The following is a 16,976-nucleotide window of genomic DNA, read 5'->3' as shown; positions in this document are numbered from 1 at the left end:
CTAATATGGATCGACTGCAGCCGGACGGTCCGTTCGTTGAGGTGGCGGTGGAGGTGTTCCGGCTGCTCGCAGATGCGACACGGATTCGCATCATCCTCGCCCTCCAAGAGGGGGAACTGTCGGTGAGTGCTCTCGCCGAACTCGTGGATCGCAGCCCGGCGGCTGTGTCGCAGCATCTGGCGAAGTTGCGGTGGGGGAAGGTCGTGCGGGTTCGCCAGGACGGCAACCGGATGTTCTACCGGCTCACGGACGAGCACGCGCAGCGCCTGGTCACTGAAGCGATCCTGCAAGCGGAGCACGCTGTCGAAGACACTCCCCACCACCACACATGATCCAGGTCCTTCGCAACCGCACATACCGGTCGTTGTTTTCCGCGCAGGTGATCGCACTAGTCGGCACCGGGCTGCTCACCGTCGCACTCGGACTACTGGCGTTCGATCTGGCTGGCGCCGCGGCAGGGTCAGTGCTGGGGACCGCGTTGACGATCAAGATGGTCGCGTACGTCGGAGTCGCACCCCTGATCGCCGCGACCGTGGACCGGCTCCCGAAAAAGGCCGTCCTCGTCAGTTCCGACGTGATCCGGCTGCTGATCGCGATGATGCTGCCGTTCGTGACTGAGACCTGGCAGATCTATGCGCTGGTGTTCGTGCTGCAGTCCGCATCCGCGACATTCACGCCCGCGTTTCAGTCGCTGATCCCCTCCGTGCTCCCTGAGCCACGCGACTACACACGGGCACTGGCACTCTCCCGCCTGGCTTACGACCTTGAAGCGTTGCTGAGTCCTCTCCTTGCCGCGGCTCTTTTGGCCGTGATCAGCTACAACAACCTGTTCCTGGGCACCGTCGTCGGCTTCGCAGCATCAGCCGTGCTCGTGTTGACCACCAGATTCCCGTCGTTGCTGCACGATCAGCCGGCATCCTCGTTCTGGCAGCGGCTGTCGATCGGAATGCGTGTGTTCGCCCGCTCGCCCAGCCTGCGGTTTCTGATGCTCACTAATATCGTCGTCGCCGCCGGCACCGCGCTCGTTCTGGTGAACTCCGTCGTCTATGCCAAGGGCGTGTTCGGCTTCGACGACGCAGCCCTCGCCGTCACGCTCGGCGCTTATGGTGTCGGCTCGCTGGTGGTGGCGTTGAACATTCCCTGGATCGTCGAGCGCATCGGGGTAACCCGCACCATGCTTGCCGGCACGGCCGTGGTCGTCAGCGGACTCATCGCAGCGGTCGGTATCACGATCATCGCGGTGGACACTGGTGCCGGGTGGTGGGCTCTGCTGACCGTTTGGTCGGTACTCGGCGCCGGGACCTCCCTGATCAACACACCCTCCTCGAGGCTGCTCGCGGAAGCCTCCACGCCAGCAAACCGCAACCTTGTCTACACCACCCAATTCGCTCTCTCCCACGCCTGCTTCCTCGTCACCTACCCGCTCGCCGGATGGCTGGGTGCCACGAGCCTTCCCGCCGCCGCCGGAGCCCTCGCCGGCGTCGGCGTCCTCGGAACAACCGCTGCGCTCCTTCTCCGCCGCCGGACAACGACCTGAAGACCTATCGAAACATTGAGTGGCATCGGCGTCGCTCTGACACTCAATTGCACGGCAGCTCTCGCCTGTGTCACCTAAAGCTGGTTTGTGTCACCTCAACGCGGCTCCGACAAAGAATGTCAGAATCGCGATGAAATCGGACTAAGTCCGATGTAAAGCGCTAAGTTCACTGCCTCGCGACGGGGCTGATCCGATCATACGGATCGGGTCAGACATTTCGCCTCAGAGAGTTCTGAATCCCCATGGCACGCATCTCGGCGACCCAGCGTTCCCCGATCGGCGAAGCAGGACAACGCTAGCGTCGAAGCTCGTAACCCTGTTCGTTTAGTAGGTTGATTGCGATCTCGAGCAGCTTCCCAATGAACTTGATGAGGTCTGCAATCAGCTCCTCGTCTGGTTCGTACAGAGCCCCGCCCATCTGAGGCGTAGATGGGGGCGTCTCGATCGCGTGGCGCAGAGTGGTGATGAACTGCCCGTGCGCGTGGGCCGAGGTTATCGCCCAATAGTTGAAGGTCTGCAATGTGGGGCCTGGAACGCGATTCGCTATCTTCCTTGTGATCGAGGAGGGATCGATCAATGGTGCGCTGAGAACGTCCTCCGGATCGTATCCGAGGTTGCTCGCCGTGGTCCTGAGAAAACGTCCGAGTGCTGCTATTCCCTGTTCGGTCTTGTCATCCGGCGTTCGCGCTTTGCGCAGAGCGTTGGTCAGCTTCAGCCCGTGCTTGTACTCGATCCGAGCAATCTCAAGTGCCCTGCGGGCTCTAGAAAGGGAATCGGTGCCGTCCAGAATCCAGATGACCTCCACGAGCCCCTCCAAGACAGGACGGAACAACGTGTAGTCAGCCTGCATATGAAGGAGCAACACGTCCTTCTCGGGGCTAGCGGCAAGCTCCGCCCAGGCGGATACGTGGTCTGCAACGGTGAGGACGAGCCCGGAGACTATGGCATGAGGGATGACGATGTTTGCGGAGAGGGCTTGATCTTCCTCCGCCATCGACCCCTTTCGAACGGTGGGCACTCCACTCTTGATCGCCGCCGCGAAGTCCCGGAATCCTTCGACAGCACCGCCGAGAGTCTGCAAGGTGGAACGCTGTGTCATAGTACTGAGCGTACGGGTGGATCGAGCGTCATCTGATGATGCGAGCAATCGCAGATTGCTGTCCTGGGGTGGTTCTACTTCTTGACGCGGTAGCCGAGTCTTTTCACGGCTTTCGCGAGGTACACGTTCGCACTGGAGGCGTCCAGTCGGGTGTGCACCAACGGCAGCTGCGGGAACGAGTCCTCGGCGGGCGAGAACAGCGTCACCATCGGGCCGAAGTCGATCGATGACACGTGGTAGAGCCCGTCGATGCTCGACCCAAGTTGGTCATGGATCGCATTCGCCCAGTTCCGTGTGTATCGCTTCGGCCCCATCTGGATCGAAGAGGTCGTGCCGTTGATCACGGGCCAGTTGCTGGTGAGGTCCAGCAACTGAAGCTCACGCGTCGGCCGCCAAGCCGCGAGGGTGTTTCCACGAACGCGTCGATTGATTAATCGGCTCTTCTGAAAAACCTCGCCGAGAGCTGTCGTAGATCCAGCAGCTGCGTACATCACGCCATAATCGGCATGATGCTGCTGGGGCTCGGGATGCGGGTCAAAGCGCATGGTTCTGATCGGCCCGAAGTGCCGCAGCTCATCCCACGCCTGTGGGTGAGCACCTCTTGTAGCGAAGACCCTCCAGAGGATCCCATCGAATGATCTCAGGTGCTCGCTAGCGTCGAGTGTGAGCGGCGCCGGGGGTGTTGCGGGGACTTTCGCGTTCGACGGGCTCACGTGATGTCGGCGTCTTCGAGGATGTCCACTACGGGTGCAGGATCCTTCGCGGCAGCCAGCCACTCGATCGGCGTCATCCATTCCTGGGGGTCGACAGACTCATCGCTCGACCGCAAGTCGTCTTGAGGTGTTGTCATGAAGCCTTCGACGTCGGCCGGATCCCAGTCGGACGGGATCGCTCGGACGAGTAGGGGGAGGTGGGGGATCGTCGAGACCTTTTCGCCGGGAATGAACTGCCATCGAGGGTAGAGGCGGATCCTTCCCGCCCGGAAGCCGTACAGGGTGTTCTTGCTCTGGCGGTGACGCACACTGGAGGCATCGATGCCGAGGAGCGCTGCGACTTCGGATGCGGTGTAGGTGTTGGTCAGGGCGCGCACGTGAGTCTCGCGTTCGAGCTTGGCGAGCCCGCCGCTGGTGACGAATGCGGCTGCCTCGGCGAACTCCTCCGGAGTGAAATCGCCGGACTCGATCAGGAAGTTGGCTTCCTGCTCTGTGAGGCCCAGCTCGGTCGATTGACGGTCGGTCATGGCATCGGCGAGCTCGTCGATGAGCGCGTTGAACACGGATACGTCGACGTTTGACGTCTTCGCCACCTGTGCAAGGCGCTCGACACCGGCTTGCACGTCGGTCTTTTCTGGGGCCTTGGTCGCCACGACGAGCTTCGGTTTCCCGTCGAGGAATCGACCTGTCGCGGTGCCGCGGCCCACAGTCGTCTCGCGAGCGGCGACGTGAGCGGAGGCGGCGCGGGCGCGACTTTTCTTCACAGCCATCTTGCCTCCTCGTGTCGGCATCTGGTTAGTGCGTACACGCATTATCTTACGCGCGCTTTTGCGTGTATGCATCCCCGCGTGGTGCCGAAGGTGAGAGCGGTCAAGCGCTCCCTGGGTCGGGAGCAGCGGCGTTGTGGGAGGCATGTCGTGCGCGCGTTCAAGGCGGCTCCCAACTCTTGGCCCGGCGCGACGTATTCATCGCGTAGCAATCAACGAGGATGTCGTTGGCCTACGCTTGAATGCTTGCGTGGGGAAGAGCAAGAAAACTCGGAGAAGCAAGCGGTCTCGATCTCAACGGCCGGCGGTGAGCGCCGCGCGACGGGAGCCAGACGCACTCGAACTGGCCTTGTCAGCGTACGATCCGGATGAGCTCTGGACGTTGATTTTCGCCGCCGCCACGTCCCCGGGCAACAGGCATCGGTCGGTGACATTGGGAAGCAGTTTCGCGGCTGCGCTACGAGCCTCCGCCGCTCCGGCGAGTTGAGTCCCGCATAGTGGTGTAGCGCACGGTGGTCTGGCACGTCGTTCACGACGTAAACGCGGTCACCGTGTGATCCTTCGAGAAAGCTCTCTACTTCTCACTCGAAAAGGAATCATCACGATGACCGCTCCTCATATTGTCGACCCTGCCGGCGTTCTTTCCGAAGCGCTCTCTGACGCGTCGCCGGATTTGATGCGCAACCTGTTGCAGACCATGATCAACGCACTGCTGTCCGCGGATGCCGATGCTGTTGTCGGCGCGGAATGGGGCACGTCGAGCCCCGAACGCATCGCACAGCGCAACGGTTACCGACACCGAGACCTGGACACCCGCGTCGGGACGATCGATGTCGCTGTCCCGAAGCTGCGCCAGGGCACCTACTTCCCCGAATGGCTCATGGAACGCCGCAAGAGGTCCGAGGCCGCGATGATCACCGTGATCGCGGACTGCTACCTCGCCGGAGTCTCCACCCGCCGGATGGACAAGCTCGTCAAGACACTCGGGATCCACTCCCTGTCGAAGTCGCAGGTCTCCAGGATGGCCGCGGACTTGGATGAGAACGTCGACCAGTTCCGCCACCGCCCCCTCGGCGATGCGGGCCTGTTCACGTTCGTCGCCGCCGACGCTCTCACGATGAAGGTCCGCGAAGGCGGCCGCGTCATCAACGCGGTCGTCCTCGTCGCGACGGGCGTGAACGCCGACGGGCGCCGTGAGGTTCTCGGCGTCCGCGTCGCAACGAGCGAGACAGGGGCGGCCTGGTCCAGCTTCTTCGCCGACCTCGTCGCCCGCGGACTCACTGGCGTCCGCCTCGTCACTAGTGACGCCCACGCAGGGCTGGTCGAAGCGATCGCTGCGAACCTGCCAGGCGCGTCCTGGCAACGCTGCCGCACCCACTACGCCGCGAACCTGATGTCCGTCTGCCCGAAGAGCATGTGGCCGGCGGTGAAAGCGATGCTGCACTCCGTTTACGACCAACCCGACGGGGCCAGCGTGAACGCGCAGTTCGACCGGCTCCTGGACTACGTCGAAGACAAACTCCCCGCCGCACACGCCCACCTCGACGCCGCCAGAGCCGACATCCTCGCGTTCACCGAGTTCCCGGACGGGCTCTGGGCACAGATCTGGTCCAACAACCCGAACGAGCGGTTGAACCGGGAGATTCGTCGCCGCACCGACAGCGTCGGCATCTTCCCCAACCGCGACGCGATCATCCGCCTCGTCGGCGCAGTCCTCGCCGAGCAAACCGACGAATGGGCCGAAGGACGCCGCTACCTCGGCCTCGATATCCTCGCCAAAAGCCGCCTCACCCTCGTCCCCGACAGCGGAGCGGAGGAGGTCACCGACACCGTTCTCGAGCTCAGCGCCTAACACTCACACCGAAGGACAGCGCTACACCACTACCCGGGACTTGACCCTCCGGCGCCGGACGGGTACCAACCGCTGCCATCGATCCAAGCACTATCCGATCTAGCGGCTACCACCTATGGGATCGGCCTGGAGCGTGAAGATTTCATCGCCACAGACCCCACCCGACCAGCCTTCCTCGCCGTCGGCTCGGAGCCGCTGCGCGCGGTGCCTGGCCTCACCGAACGGCCGGTCGCCGACCTCACGCGTGCGCTCAGAATGGCGGAAGCGGTAGACGGTCGCCTCCACCGGCGATTTCGATTCGGTATCGCGAACGTGGTGAACGTGGCGATGAGGTACGGCGATTTCTGCGTGCGCCACCTTGCGGACGCATGGGTGCCAGCCCCGGACCTGGAGCTCAACGATGAGGTCTCATTGCCGGACGTTGAGTTCGAAGCGACGCGGGCCTTCCTCAACCTGGACCCCCTCGACCACATCGAACTCGGTGAGGCTGACAAGAGGGCGTTGGAATGGATGACGAACTCCGCAGGTAGGGCCGCGTTCGACGTGGAGAGTCTCTCCAGTCCGTTCGAAAGGTTCCTTCGCTTTGCTGACTCGGCGGGTGGACACCGATGGGTGCCGCCACTCTTCATTCCGGAGATTATGGCTCATGCCGCCCGAGAGCTGGTGTCTGCGCTCGACCGAGACGGCCAAGCACGAAAGGCCCTCCGGAGCTCTTGCCTGAACCAGATCCGTCAGGCCCTGTGGCGTTTTTCCCACCGTTTGATCGAACCCCCGCCCTCCAGCGAAGGCGCCGCCAGCCCGCTTCGAGGGATTGACGTTCAGTGGTTGGTACCGGTGAATCCGTCTACTTTCATCGCCGTCTCGGTCATCTACGTCCCCGACCTGGGGGCCGCGCCGCCGCCATACATCGGCTCAGTGGAGCTGGCGAAACAGGTGAGGTCGCAATCAGGCCCTGTGCCGGTGCGGATGGCGGGCGGGCGACGAGGAACCATCAAGTCGGGCGCGGAGGTCATCCCGTTGACGGTGTTCGCTGCGCCCGGTCACATCGCTGTGCCGCAGGCGGTCGGCGAGGCAAGACTCGCGCTCGAAGACCTGACCTGGATCGCGGAAACGGCCACGTCCGACGATGATCTCTACGCATTCGCGCGGGATCTGAGCGCTCCCGATTTCCCTGAGAGTTTCGGGTGGGAGGCGATCAACTACTGGGAGCCATGGAAAGCCAATGGCAAGTCGTTTTTCAAGGGTGGCGTGGTACCCAATGGCGTCTACTTTGAAGCGCACGCGGGCGAGGCCGAGTGGGATCGAGCGGTAGAGCTATCGGATCTCGAAGTGGCGCTCCTCAGGGTTGGGCTTCCCCCGATTCGAGACCTCCGAGCGGCAGAAGTCGCCCCGGGGCCCGTCGCAAACGTCGCGATGATCGCAGGTGACCCCAGGTACGACGCCATCCGCGGTGTCAACATCGCGCCGGGTGTTGACGGGTGGTCCCTCGCTCTCACCGAACCTCCCGTTGCCGTGGCGCGGGCGGGCCTGGAGGAAGCATCTGCCGACCACCGACGGTTCGTCTTCGACTTATGCGGCGGGCTAATCTACGGCTTCGCTGCGCTTGGTGGCCGATGGCGTTTCGCGCACCAGGGGATCGATGTGCCCGGATATGTCCTCTACCTCCACGCGTCGGAAACGGTCTCGGGTGAACCGTCCGGTGTGGTCACGCCGTATCTCGACCCGCACGTGCGTGCCATCGACGAACCGGTCAACTTCTTGTGGCGCATCGATGTCGAGGGCTTCGCCGACTCAGCGAATGGAGATCCGCAGGCGGCGAATCTCCTAACAGCGGACGCAGTGTTCGATCTGCTCCGCGCGGGAGGCATGGATGTCGACACCGCAGCGGCGCTCCGCGACCAGTGGCGCACAGCGAAACCCTTTCTCGTCTTGGAGATGAAGCAGGCCCGGACCACTCTCAATCACCTGCCTGATCCGTGGCGTCTACGACCCTCTGACGAAAGCCGTATGGTTGCGGCGTTGGGGCGACGACTCCACGATGCCGGCGTTCAACCTGGCGAGTACCGAGCGGATGATGCGAATCGACTTATCCGCGAACATCTTGCGCCCCTTGCTCTCGAAACCCTGACTGAAGGAATCAAGAGCCACGATGGGAGCGAGGTGGTGCTGACGGGTATGGAGCAACTGGCGAGGGTGATGGACAGCGCCATTCATCAGCAAGACGATCTATCCCGAGTCGCAGCGAATCTCTCGACCGAATGGGATCCGCTCACCCGCACGGCCGAACTCTCGGCGGAGACACTTCAGCTTCGTCAATGTAACGAGATCGTGGTGGAAGCCGCCCTGCGCATCCTGGACAAACCGGCGGCGACGAAGCCGATCACTCCTCAGGCATGGAGCGGTCTCCTTGCCGCCGCAGATGCGTACCTCACCGCGACCACATTGAGCGAGCGGATGTATCACCAAGTCGCGCCCGCAGTCATCACCCTCAGCCCGATGTACGAGCTGACCGTGGACGACGATCCGCATCCCGACGCGTCGGCGTGGGGCCTACGAAACGACGAACTAACCCGTGCAGCTGCGGGCATTCGGCTGCACGGCACGCAAGACGACGACTCGCTGCAACAGGCGAACGAAGAAGACGACGTCGAAGATGCGTTCCAGCAGGCATGGGGAGCGACGTCGCAGGACATGTTCTCCACCCTCGCCGCGCTCGCGAAGTGGGAGACGTTTGAGCCAGGCAGGACGACTGCCCACGTCACCGTGGCCGAGGCCACCGTGTGGGTCTGTGATGCGCTGGGCCCGGGCGCGGATGAGTCGCAAAGAACGCGTGTCGAAGCTGCAATCGAGATGCTCACGAGCACGGCCGTCCAGATGCAAGCCGTGGAGTGGAAGCCCTGGCAAACGCGCACTCGGCGTCATCGGCTCCTCGTGCAACCGCTGGCGCAAGACTCGGATGGACGACTCATTGTCAGCCCGCAGTACTTATTGACATCCTTTCAGGTCTACTACCGCCACCTCCTTCAAGGAGTTCTTCCCTGGGCAGGAGATGTTCCTCAGCCTGTCAGCAACGCGCTTGCGAACCGCCGTGCGCGCCGCAACATTCGGTTCGAACGACTCCTTCAAGACCGGCTAGAGCGCTGACAAACTCAAGCTCGTCACCGAGGCCAGGGCCAAGGGCCGGACCGCGGCAGATGCCGCGAAACTCGTCGGCTGGAGCCGAGCCACCCTCTACCGCCACCAGCAGGCCTTCGCGGCCCGCGAGAGCACCACCGTGTAAGTGACTCATGGACGCGGCCGAACGGTGGCGTGTTCTTCGGCTTCATGTCGAAGACCAGATCCCGCTCGCCGTCCTCGCCCGGGAGACCGGGATCTCCGCCCGCACCCTCCAACGCTGGCACCAGCTCTACCGCGCAGGCGGCATCGCAGCCCTCGAACCTCATGACCGCAACGACAAGGGGGGCCGCCGAACATCAGCGGAGACTGTCGCGTTCATCGAACGATTGGCGCTGACCCGGCCACGCCCAAGCATCGCCACCTTGCACCGGCTCGCCTCCGCGGAGGCGGAAGCTCACGAACTGCCGGTGCCGAGTTACGCGACCGTCCGCCAGATCGTCCAGGCACTCGATCCGGCCCTTGTCATGCTGGCACTTGAGGGACCGGTCTCGTACCGGGACAAGCACGAGCTCGTCTTTCGGCGCCGGGCGGAACACCCCAACCAGACGTGGCAGTCCGACCACACCGAGCTCGACATCCTCATCGTCGGCGCGGACGGGAAACCCGACCGGCCCTGGCTCACCACGGTCATGGACGACTACTCCCGCGCCATCTGCGGATACATGGTCTTCACCGGCGCACCCTCAGCCATCAACACCGCCCTCGCTCTCCGACAGGCGATCTGGCGGAAGACCGACCCGGCGTGGGCAATGTGCGGCATCCCCGAAATCCTCCACGTCGACCACGGCTCCGACTTCATCAGCCATCACCTCGAGCAGACCGCACTCGCCCTGCACATCAGGATCGTCCACTCCGCCGTCGGGCGACCCCAAGGCCGCGGGAAGATCGAACGGTTCTTCGGAACCATCAACACCGAACTCCTAGCCACGCTCCCCGGCCACCTCGGACCCGGCAGCCGAACACCAATGCCTATGCTCGACCTCGCAGGCCTCGACCGTGCCATCGGCGACTTCATCGGCACCTACAACGACCGGCCCCACAGCGAGCTGGGGATCTCACCCCGGGATGCGTGGGTCGCGGACGGCTGGCTTCCGCGGATGCCCGAGAGCCTTCAAGAGCTCGACGGGCTGCTCCTTACTGTTCCGAAGAACCGGGTCGTGCAACGCGACGGCATCCACTTCCAAGGCCAGCGCTACCTCGCCCCAACCCTGGCGCCGTTCGTCGGTCACACCATCACGATCCGGTACGACCCCCGGGACATCTCCGAGATCCGCGTCTACGACCGCGACACGTTCATCTGCACCGCCATCGACGAGGCCCACCCCAACCTCCGCCTCAGCCTCCGCGACATCGAAACCGCCCGCCGCGCCCGCCGCAAGCAGCTGCGTCGTGCAATCCACGATCGCATTCCGACCGTTGCCACCCGCCAGGAACCTCGCACCCCCGAACCGATCAAGCGGCGGCCACGGCTTCGCACCTACGAAGAGGACGAGTGATGAACCAGGCATTCATCGTCACCAAAGAACACCGACGCTTCACCGAGTTCGCCAACGCCGTCCGAAAGGAGAAAACCATCGGGATCTGCCACGGCGCCGCCGGCGTCGGGAAAACCAACTCCGCCCGCCGCTACGCGAACTGGGACGCCCTCGAGCCCTACATCAACGCGTGGGGACCGAGAGGCGATCACGACGCAAAGCACTATGCCCTGGCGAACCGATCCCGCACCGTCTTCTACACACCCGAAGTCCTCTGCCGGCCCAAGGACCTCATGCACGACATCGACCACTGGCAGATCAAAGTCGGACTCTGCGCCGACGAGCACCTCCGCTCCCTCATGCCCGACGGTGAAGTGGTCAGGCAGAACGACGTCACCCGCCTGGTCGAGCTCCTCATCATCGACGAAGCCGAACGGCTCACCCCGACCGCCTTGGAGCTTCTCCGCGACCGTCACGACCGCACGCATCTCGCGATGATCCTGATCGGCATGCCCGGTATCGACGAACGCTTCCGTCACTACCCCCAGCTCTACAGCCGCCTCGGCTTCTCACACCACTACCGCGCCCTTGGCCGGGAAGAGCTCCTCTTCGTTGTCGAACGCCACTGGAAGCGACTCGGCAGGACTCTCGACCCTGACGACTTCACCGACGCTCAAGCCATCGCCGCCATCGAACGCATCACCCGCGGCAACTTCCGCCTGCTCGAACGGCTCTTCCCCCAGATCAATCGCGTGCTGAAGATCAACCAGCTCGACACCATTACCGACGACGTCATTGAAGCCGCCGCGAGCATTCTCGTCATCGGCAACTAGCGACACGAAGCGATCACAGAACACCGCCAAAGAGCGGCAAACTCCACATCCTTATGAGGCGCCGCAAACGATCGCCGGAATCCCCTTTCGGCAGGGATTTTCGGCGCACCACGTCAAGAGACTTTTTGTCTGTGATCGCTCAGACAGAACTAGCTGACAGCTGGAGGGGTCGGGTGGTGTTCAGGTCGCGTCTGCGCTGCTGGGCTGATGTTCCACCGCTGGCGCGCGTCCTTCTTGGTACACGGAGGGTTCCGGTTCGGGGTGGCGCCGGCCCTGGACGATGAACAGGACGATGCCGAGGGCGACGACGACGAAGGATGCCCAGACGTTCGCGGGGATGCCGAACAGGGCGTCGCTGGTGGGGTCGATTCTGATGGCCTCGAGCCAGCTGCGTCCGAGGCCGTACCAGATGAGGTAGAGGGCGAAGGTGCGTCCCCACCGGAACCGGTATCTGCGCTCGAGGAGGAGGATGATCGCGACGCCGATCAAGTTCCAGATGATCTCGTACAGGAACAGCGGGTGGAACAGCGTTCCGGCCGGGAGGCCGTCCGGGAACATGGTGTCCGTCGGCAGGATCTCGAGCCCCCACGGCAGCGTGGTGGGCAGCCCGAAGAGTTCGTGGTTGAAGTAGTTGCCGATCCGACCCATGGACTGCGCGATGAGCATCGCGGGCGCGAGAGCGTCGGCGAAGGACCAAAGCCGGATGCCGGTTCGTCGGCAGCCGATGTACGCACCGACAGCGCCGCCCAGGAGGGACCCGTAGAGGGCGTTGCCGCCGTCCCAGATGGCGAAGATGTTCCCGAGGTTCGCGCCGGGATAGAAGTAGTCCCCGACGTGGGTGAACACGTGATAGAACCGGGCTCCGATGATGCCGATCGGGACAGCCCAGATGACGATGTCGACAACCACGCCGTCCTCCGCGCCTCGTGCCGACAGGCGTCGTTGGGTGATGATCACGGCGGCGATGATCCCGGCGATGATGCACAGCGCGTAGGTGTGGATTGTGAGCGGCCCGAGGGTGAACTGTGCCCACGACGGTGGGGGGCTGGGAAGACTCGTCAAAAGCACGAAGCACCGCTCCTCATCTGGCATCGCTGTGAATGCCTCAACACATCATTGTTCAGCGCCGGTCCCCTGTGAACAGCGCCCTGGGAAGATTAACGGTGTTCGACACGGGAATCGTCGAACTCCTCCCAGGTCACCAGGCGAGGGCCCCGAGGAGCGGGCCTGACCGGTTTAGGCCAGGGAGAGGAAGAGCTTCTCCAACTCGGCGGGGGAGGTGACGTCGTCGGCGTCCGGATCGGTGAGGCATTCCCGCAGCGCGGTCGAGATCACGAGGAATCCGGCCCGGTCGAGGGCCTTCGAGACGGCGGAGAGCTGCTGCACGACGTCGCGGCAGTGCGCGTCGTCCTCGACGGCCGTAATGACCGCCGCCAGCTGGCCCTGAGCTCGCTTGAGGCGGTTGACGACTTTGCGCTTGGCCTTGGGGTCGTGGACGAGCGGGTCGCCGGGGACGAGGGTGTCGGTCATGGGTGGTCCTTCCGTCGAGTTGACAACCACTATACCCCCCGGGGTATCGTATTCACATGAACTGATACTCCCCGGGGTATCGCCGAGCAAGGAGATCAGCGTATGTGCAGAGCAACGAAGTGCCACACCTGTGGAAAGACGACCTGGACCGGGTGCGGTCAGCACGTCGCATCCGTGCGGAAATCCGTGCCCGCATCCGACTGGTGCAATGGCAGCCATACCCGTGCCGAAGTCCAGGCCGCCCAGTCTCAGCGGGGTGGCTTCTTCGCCCGCCTGTTCGGACGGTGATCGGCGATGGCGACCGTTGAACTGACCACCGGGAACTTCGAACAGCTCACCCACGCCGAGGGCATCGCGCTGATCGACTTCTGGGCTGAGTGGTGTGGACCCTGCCGGGCCTTCGCCCCGGTATTCGATGCCGCATCCGACAGGCACCCCGACATCATCTTCGGGAAGGTCGACACCGAGGCCGAGACCGCTCTGGCCTCCGCCCACCGCATCACCTCGATTCCGACCCTGATGGTCTTCCGCGACGGCGTCCTGGTCTACCGGCAGCCGGGAGCTCTTGCCGAGCCGCAGCTCGAGCTGCTCATCGAGAAGGCCCGCGGACTGGACATGGACGATGTCCGCCGCCAGCTCGCCAACACCGCTACCCCCTGAAAGGACCTGGCACCATGTGCGCACGAATCACCTGCTCCTCCTGCGGCAAGCCCACCTGGGACGGCTGCGGCCAGCACATCGAACAAGCCCTCGCGGGCGTCCCCGAATCCCAGCGCTGCACTTGCACGCACTGACCCAGAAGAAAGCGACGGAGACCCTTATGCTCCTCGAACGCCTCTACGACGACGACCTCGCCCACGCCAGCTACATCATCGGCTGCCAGCGCACCGGTGAAGCGATCGTCGTCGACCCGCGCCGCGACATCCAGGTCTACCTCGACCTCGCCGCGAAGAACAGCATGACCATCACCGCGGTCACCGAGACCCACATCCACGCCGACTACCTCTCCGGCACCCGCGAGCTCGCAGCCCGTACCGGGGCGACGATGTGCGTCTCCGGCGAGGGCGGCCCGGACTGGCAGTACGGTGTCGGGTTCCAAGACGCCACCCGGATGATGCACGGTCACCGCATCACGGTCGGCAACATCACGGTCGAGGCGGTCCACACTCCCGGGCACACCCCCGAGCACCTGTCCTTCCTCGTCATCGACGGCGCCACGACCTCCGAGCCGGGCTATGTCCTCACCGGTGACTTCGTGTTCGTCGGGGACGTCGGACGCCCGGACCTGCTGGACGAGGCCGCAGGCGGCATCGACACCCGCTTCGACGGCGCACGGGATCTTTTCGCGAGCCTCCGCGACTACTTCCTCACCCTGCCCGACTACGTGCAGGTACTCCCCGCGCACGGGTCGGGGTCCGCCTGCGGCAAGGCGCTCGGCGCCGTCCCGAGCTCGACAGTCGGATACGAGCGGCGCTTCGCCTGGTGGGCTCCCTACCTCGAGGCCGGCGATGAGCAGGGATTCATCGACACGCTGCTGAACGATCAGCCCGACGCACACGCCTACTTCGCACGAATGAAGCGGCAGAACCGCGTCGGACCGGCCGTGCTGGGCGAACTTCCTCCGCTCCTCGAGCGCAGCGTCTTCGATCTTGACGCCGACATCGACGCCGACCGGGTCATCATGGTCGACACCCGCCACCACTCCCTCGTGCACGAGGGCACTGTTCAGGGCGCGCTGAACGTGCCCGGAGTCGCGAGAGCAGCCAGCTACGGTGCCTGGGTCTACGACCCCGACACCGAGACGCGGCCGCTCGTCCTCCTCATCGACTCGGGGGACGCCGCGGCCCGGTTCCGAGATCATCTGCTGCGGGTCGGCATCGATCAGGTCGACGGGTTCATCACCACCCTCGATGGCCTCCCCACGGTGCAGCCCAAGACGATCGCCCCCACCGACCTGGACCAGGTCGACGCGGCGCTCCTCCTCGACGTGCGAAACCGTACCGAGTACAACGCCGGGCACATCCCCGGCGCCGCGCAGCTCTCCGGTGGTCGGGCCCTCTGGCGCACCGACGAACTGCCCGCCGGCAAGATCCTCACCTACTGCCAGAGCGGCGTCCGCAATAGCGTTGTCGCCAGCGCCCTGCGCCGGGCCGGGCACGACGTCATCGAGATCGAAGGCAGCTACAACGCCTGGCTCGCCGCGACGCCGTCTCGGCCGACGGCCGCCTGAGCGGCCGAGGAGCTCGAGTGGACACCTCCATCATCCTCGCGATGACTCTCGCGGCCCTTGTCGGTGTCGCACTCGGGCTCCTCGGCGGCGGGGGCTCCATCCTCACCTTCCCCATCTTCTCCCTCGTCCTGGGCATCGGAACGAGGGAGACGATCGTCTCCTCTCTCTTCGTCGTCGCCATCACCAGCGCCGTCTCCGCCGCCTTCCGTGTGCGCCGACACGAGGTGCGCTGGAAAGTCGCCGGCGTCTTCGCGGCGACCGGCTTGATCGGGGGAATCGGTGGCGGGATGGCTGGTCAGCTGCTACCAGAAACCGTGCTCACCGTTCTGTTCGCGGCGATCATGATCGTCACAGCGATCGCCATGATGCGGCCGCGACGAGAACGCGCGGGGCGCCCTCCGACGCGGCCGGTCGTCCGTGGGATCCGAACGACAGGTACGGGACTCGGCGTGGGAGTCCTCACAGGGGCACTGGGAGCAGGCGGTGGGTTCCTCATCGTCCCCGCCCTCACCTTCCTCGGCCAGCCCATCGCCGCTGCAGTGGGGACATCGCTACTAGTCATCGCCGTGAACTCGTCCGCCGGCTTCCTCACCCAGATCACGACCGTGGCCATCCACTGGCCCATCGTCCTCACCTTCACCGCGCTCGCCGTCGCCGGATCCTTCATCGGTCTGGCACTGTCGCATCGCCTCCCGGCTGCCGGCATCCGCACCGGGTTCGGGGTTCTGGTGCTGGCCGTGGGGCTGACCATGCTCGCCACCCTCATCATTCAGACGCTCTCCGCCTGACCACCACCAGAAAGAAGCCGATGCCTCACGCGACCGACACCGCGCCCCGCGCCGGGGAACACGTCGACGGATACGAGGTGCCCGTCCTCGACGAGCACGCCGTCCGCATCGCCGCCGGCATCCTCCTCGCCATAGGCATCACCGCTCTTACCATCACGCTCGCCTCCGACAGCATCAGGCCGCTGCAGATGTTTGAACCGTCCCAGGTTTGGTGCCGCATCCTTTTGAGTTGATTGGATGTCATCATGCCGAAGAAGATCGATGCCGCGCTCCGTGAGCGCGCAGTCAGGCTCGTGCGCGAGCACCGGGCCGAGTACCACTCGACCGCGAAGGCCATTGCAGCCGTCGCCCGTCAGGAAGGCGTCGGTGCGGAATCGTTGCGCCGGTGGGTTGTGCAAGCCGATATCGACGCGGGAGACCGAGACGGGCAGACCAGCGAGGAACACAACAACCGAAGGCTCCACGGTAGCCTCGGAATGGTCAGCCCCGACGAGTTCGAGGCGACCTACTACGCGGCCATCACCCGAGAGCCGCAACCCGCATAGAAGCGGCACAGAACCTGGGACGGTTCAGTTCGGCATGTTCTTCCTCCTCGACATGACGACGCGCGTACTCATCAGCGACCGGCTGTCCCTCACTCTCGCCCTCGGCCGTGCTCTGACACGCCGCCGCCGTCGGCACTGGGTAGGCGCGCCGCAGAAGGTCTTCGCCTGGTGGCTCGCCCTCGGTCTCGCTGCTATCTCGTGCGTGACGATGCGCGCTGGAATGGTCCCGCTACCCGTGACTCTCGGGCTCTGCGGACCCTGCTTCACAGTCCTGCTCCTAGATGAGTGAGTCCGATTGGCTGTGCGGAATTTGTCAAGGCGAGTGAGGCCGGTGGGTGTTAGGCGGCGAGTTGGATCTCGTCGGTTGGTGGCTGGTTGATCCACGCGGCCGGGTCTCGGTCGAGGATCTTCGGTCGCGTCTGTCGCGTCG

At 64.3% G+C, this 16,976-nt stretch carries 16 protein-coding genes and 2 pseudogenes; 13 read left to right on the top strand and 5 right to left on the bottom strand.

Translation table 11 applies throughout. The annotated features are described in order from the left end of the window. The first annotated feature begins 5 nt into the window (after nt 1-5). Together J1M43_RS15665 and J1M43_RS15660 are read left to right on the top strand one after the other, a co-directional pair. On the top strand, nt 6-332 hold the full coding sequence (locus J1M43_RS15665) for a metalloregulator ArsR/SmtB family transcription factor (RefSeq protein ID WP_206477422.1): 327 nt from the start codon (nt 6-8) through the stop codon (nt 330-332). Next, entirely contained in the window at nt 329-1,537 is a 1,209-nt protein-coding gene (locus J1M43_RS15660; RefSeq protein ID WP_206477260.1) for an MFS transporter, read from the top strand. The genes J1M43_RS15665 and J1M43_RS15660 overlap by 4 nt, the downstream gene beginning before the upstream one ends. A 295-nt stretch (nt 1,538-1,832) precedes the next feature. Here the strand turns inward: J1M43_RS15660 and J1M43_RS15655 are convergent, their stop codons facing one another. The 3 genes from J1M43_RS15655 to J1M43_RS15645 all read right to left on the bottom strand — a co-directional run bounded on the left by J1M43_RS15655 (nt 1,833) and on the right by J1M43_RS15645 (nt 4,119). Further along, nucleotides 1,833-2,636 (bottom strand): hypothetical protein, encoded by an 804-nt coding sequence (locus tag J1M43_RS15655; protein ID WP_033105413.1) that lies wholly within the window; start codon nt 2,634-2,636, stop codon nt 1,833-1,835. Between the two features lie 74 nt (nt 2,637-2,710). Continuing rightward, complete coding sequence (locus J1M43_RS15650) at nt 2,711-3,430, bottom strand: RES domain-containing protein (RefSeq protein ID WP_084595612.1); 720 nt, start codon at nt 3,428-3,430, stop codon at nt 2,711-2,713. Next, the gene (locus tag J1M43_RS15645) at nt 3,346-4,119 is read right to left on the bottom strand and encodes a hypothetical protein (RefSeq protein WP_052166788.1); all 774 of its coding nucleotides are present in this window, start codon (nt 4,117-4,119) and stop codon (nt 3,346-3,348) included. Before J1M43_RS15645 ends, J1M43_RS15650 begins: the two co-directional genes overlap by 85 nt. 601 nt (nt 4,120-4,720) lie before the next feature. On the opposite strand from J1M43_RS15645, the gene J1M43_RS15640 reads away from it, so the two are divergent. The 5 genes and pseudogenes from J1M43_RS15640 (at nt 4,721) to J1M43_RS15625 (ending at nt 11,453) form a co-directional block, all read left to right on the top strand. Continuing rightward, entirely contained in the window at nt 4,721-5,968 is a 1,248-nt protein-coding gene (locus tag J1M43_RS15640) for an IS256 family transposase (RefSeq protein WP_206477259.1), read from the top strand. A 204-nt stretch (nt 5,969-6,172) separates the two neighbouring features. After that, a complete protein-coding gene (locus tag J1M43_RS15635; protein WP_206477258.1) occupies nt 6,173-9,112 on the top strand; it encodes a hypothetical protein in 2,940 nt (979 codons plus the stop codon). Between the two features lie 19 nt (nt 9,113-9,131). Beyond that, nucleotides 9,132-9,248, top strand: a pseudogene (locus J1M43_RS16880) (recombinase family protein); the annotation flags it as partial. A 7-nt stretch (nt 9,249-9,255) separates the two neighbouring features. Next, nucleotides 9,256-10,641 carry a Mu transposase C-terminal domain-containing protein gene (locus tag J1M43_RS15630; protein WP_206477257.1) on the top strand — a complete coding sequence of 462 codons (1,386 nt, stop codon included), beginning with the start codon at nt 9,256-9,258 and terminating at the stop codon, nt 10,639-10,641. Next, nucleotides 10,641-11,453, top strand: a complete 813-nt coding sequence (locus J1M43_RS15625; RefSeq protein WP_206477256.1) for an AAA family ATPase — start codon at nt 10,641-10,643, stop codon at nt 11,451-11,453. The genes J1M43_RS15630 and J1M43_RS15625 overlap by 1 nt, the downstream gene beginning before the upstream one ends. 180 nt (nt 11,454-11,633) lie before the next feature. Here the strand turns inward: J1M43_RS15625 and lgt are convergent, their stop codons facing one another. After that, complete coding sequence (gene lgt, locus J1M43_RS15620; RefSeq protein ID WP_033106361.1) at nt 11,634-12,521, bottom strand: prolipoprotein diacylglyceryl transferase; 888 nt, start codon at nt 12,519-12,521, stop codon at nt 11,634-11,636. Nucleotides 12,522-12,689: 168 nt separating this feature from the next. Further along, nucleotides 12,690-12,983 (bottom strand): metal-sensitive transcriptional regulator, encoded by a 294-nt coding sequence (locus J1M43_RS15615; protein WP_033105407.1) that lies wholly within the window; start codon nt 12,981-12,983, stop codon nt 12,690-12,692. 294 nt (nt 12,984-13,277) lie between these two features. Between J1M43_RS15615 and J1M43_RS15610 the strand changes: the two genes are divergently transcribed. The 6 genes and pseudogenes from J1M43_RS15610 (at nt 13,278) to J1M43_RS15585 (ending at nt 16,835) form a co-directional block, all read left to right on the top strand. Further along, nucleotides 13,278-13,643: a co-chaperone YbbN gene (locus tag J1M43_RS15610; RefSeq protein ID WP_033105406.1), complete on the top strand. Its 366-nt coding sequence runs from the start codon at nt 13,278-13,280 to the stop codon at nt 13,641-13,643. A gap of 160 nt (nt 13,644-13,803) precedes the next feature. Further along, on the top strand, nt 13,804-15,213 hold the full coding sequence (locus J1M43_RS15605) for an MBL fold metallo-hydrolase (RefSeq protein ID WP_206477255.1): 1,410 nt from the start codon (nt 13,804-13,806) through the stop codon (nt 15,211-15,213). Nucleotides 15,214-15,230: 17 nt separating this feature from the next. Beyond that, the gene (locus J1M43_RS15600) at nt 15,231-16,001 is read left to right on the top strand and encodes a sulfite exporter TauE/SafE family protein (protein WP_033105403.1); all 771 of its coding nucleotides are present in this window, start codon (nt 15,231-15,233) and stop codon (nt 15,999-16,001) included. 20 nt (nt 16,002-16,021) lie between these two features. Then, entirely contained in the window at nt 16,022-16,234 is a 213-nt protein-coding gene (locus J1M43_RS15595; protein ID WP_206477254.1) for a hypothetical protein, read from the top strand. Between the two features lie 12 nt (nt 16,235-16,246). Further along, nucleotides 16,247-16,540: pseudogene (locus tag J1M43_RS15590) on the top strand (IS3 family transposase); the annotation flags it as partial. Between the two features lie 40 nt (nt 16,541-16,580). Continuing rightward, entirely contained in the window at nt 16,581-16,835 is a 255-nt protein-coding gene (locus tag J1M43_RS15585) for a DUF4395 family protein (RefSeq protein WP_206477253.1), read from the top strand. Nucleotides 16,836-16,976: the final 141 nt, after the last annotated feature.

The organism is Microbacterium sp. KRD172 (assembly GCF_017168295.1).
GTDB classification, from domain to species: domain Bacteria; phylum Actinomycetota; class Actinomycetes; order Actinomycetales; family Microbacteriaceae; genus Microbacterium; species Microbacterium profundi.
Note: the sequence above shows the minus strand (reverse complement) of the source record. Positions and strands in the feature narration are given on the sequence as shown.

Excerpts from the sequence above, each read along its gene's own strand:
- J1M43_RS15605 (WP_206477255.1), top strand. The coding sequence starts at position 13,804 with ATGCTCCTCGAACGCCTCTACGACGACGACCTCGCCCACGCCAGCTAC.
- J1M43_RS15595 (WP_206477254.1), top strand. The coding sequence starts at position 16,022 with ATGCCTCACGCGACCGACACCGCGCCCCGCGCCGGGGAACACGTCGAC.
- J1M43_RS15630 (WP_206477257.1), top strand. The coding sequence starts at position 9,256 with ATGGACGCGGCCGAACGGTGGCGTGTTCTTCGGCTTCATGTCGAAGAC.
- J1M43_RS15660 (WP_206477260.1), top strand. The coding sequence starts at position 329 with ATGATCCAGGTCCTTCGCAACCGCACATACCGGTCGTTGTTTTCCGCG.
- J1M43_RS15610 (WP_033105406.1), top strand. The coding sequence starts at position 13,278 with ATGGCGACCGTTGAACTGACCACCGGGAACTTCGAACAGCTCACCCAC.
- J1M43_RS15625 (WP_206477256.1), top strand. The coding sequence starts at position 10,641 with ATGAACCAGGCATTCATCGTCACCAAAGAACACCGACGCTTCACCGAG.
- J1M43_RS15585 (WP_206477253.1), top strand. The coding sequence starts at position 16,581 with ATGTTCTTCCTCCTCGACATGACGACGCGCGTACTCATCAGCGACCGG.
- J1M43_RS15645 (WP_052166788.1), bottom strand. The coding sequence starts at position 4,119 with ATGGCTGTGAAGAAAAGTCGCGCCCGCGCCGCCTCCGCTCACGTCGCC.
- J1M43_RS15655 (WP_033105413.1), bottom strand. The coding sequence starts at position 2,636 with ATGACACAGCGTTCCACCTTGCAGACTCTCGGCGGTGCTGTCGAAGGA.
- J1M43_RS15650 (WP_084595612.1), bottom strand. The coding sequence starts at position 3,430 with ATGGATGACGCCGATCGAGTGGCTGGCTGCCGCGAAGGATCCTGCACC.
- J1M43_RS15615 (WP_033105407.1), bottom strand. The coding sequence starts at position 12,983 with ATGACCGACACCCTCGTCCCCGGCGACCCGCTCGTCCACGACCCCAAG.
- J1M43_RS15640 (WP_206477259.1), top strand. The coding sequence starts at position 4,721 with ATGACCGCTCCTCATATTGTCGACCCTGCCGGCGTTCTTTCCGAAGCG.
- J1M43_RS15665 (WP_206477422.1), top strand. The coding sequence starts at position 6 with ATGGATCGACTGCAGCCGGACGGTCCGTTCGTTGAGGTGGCGGTGGAG.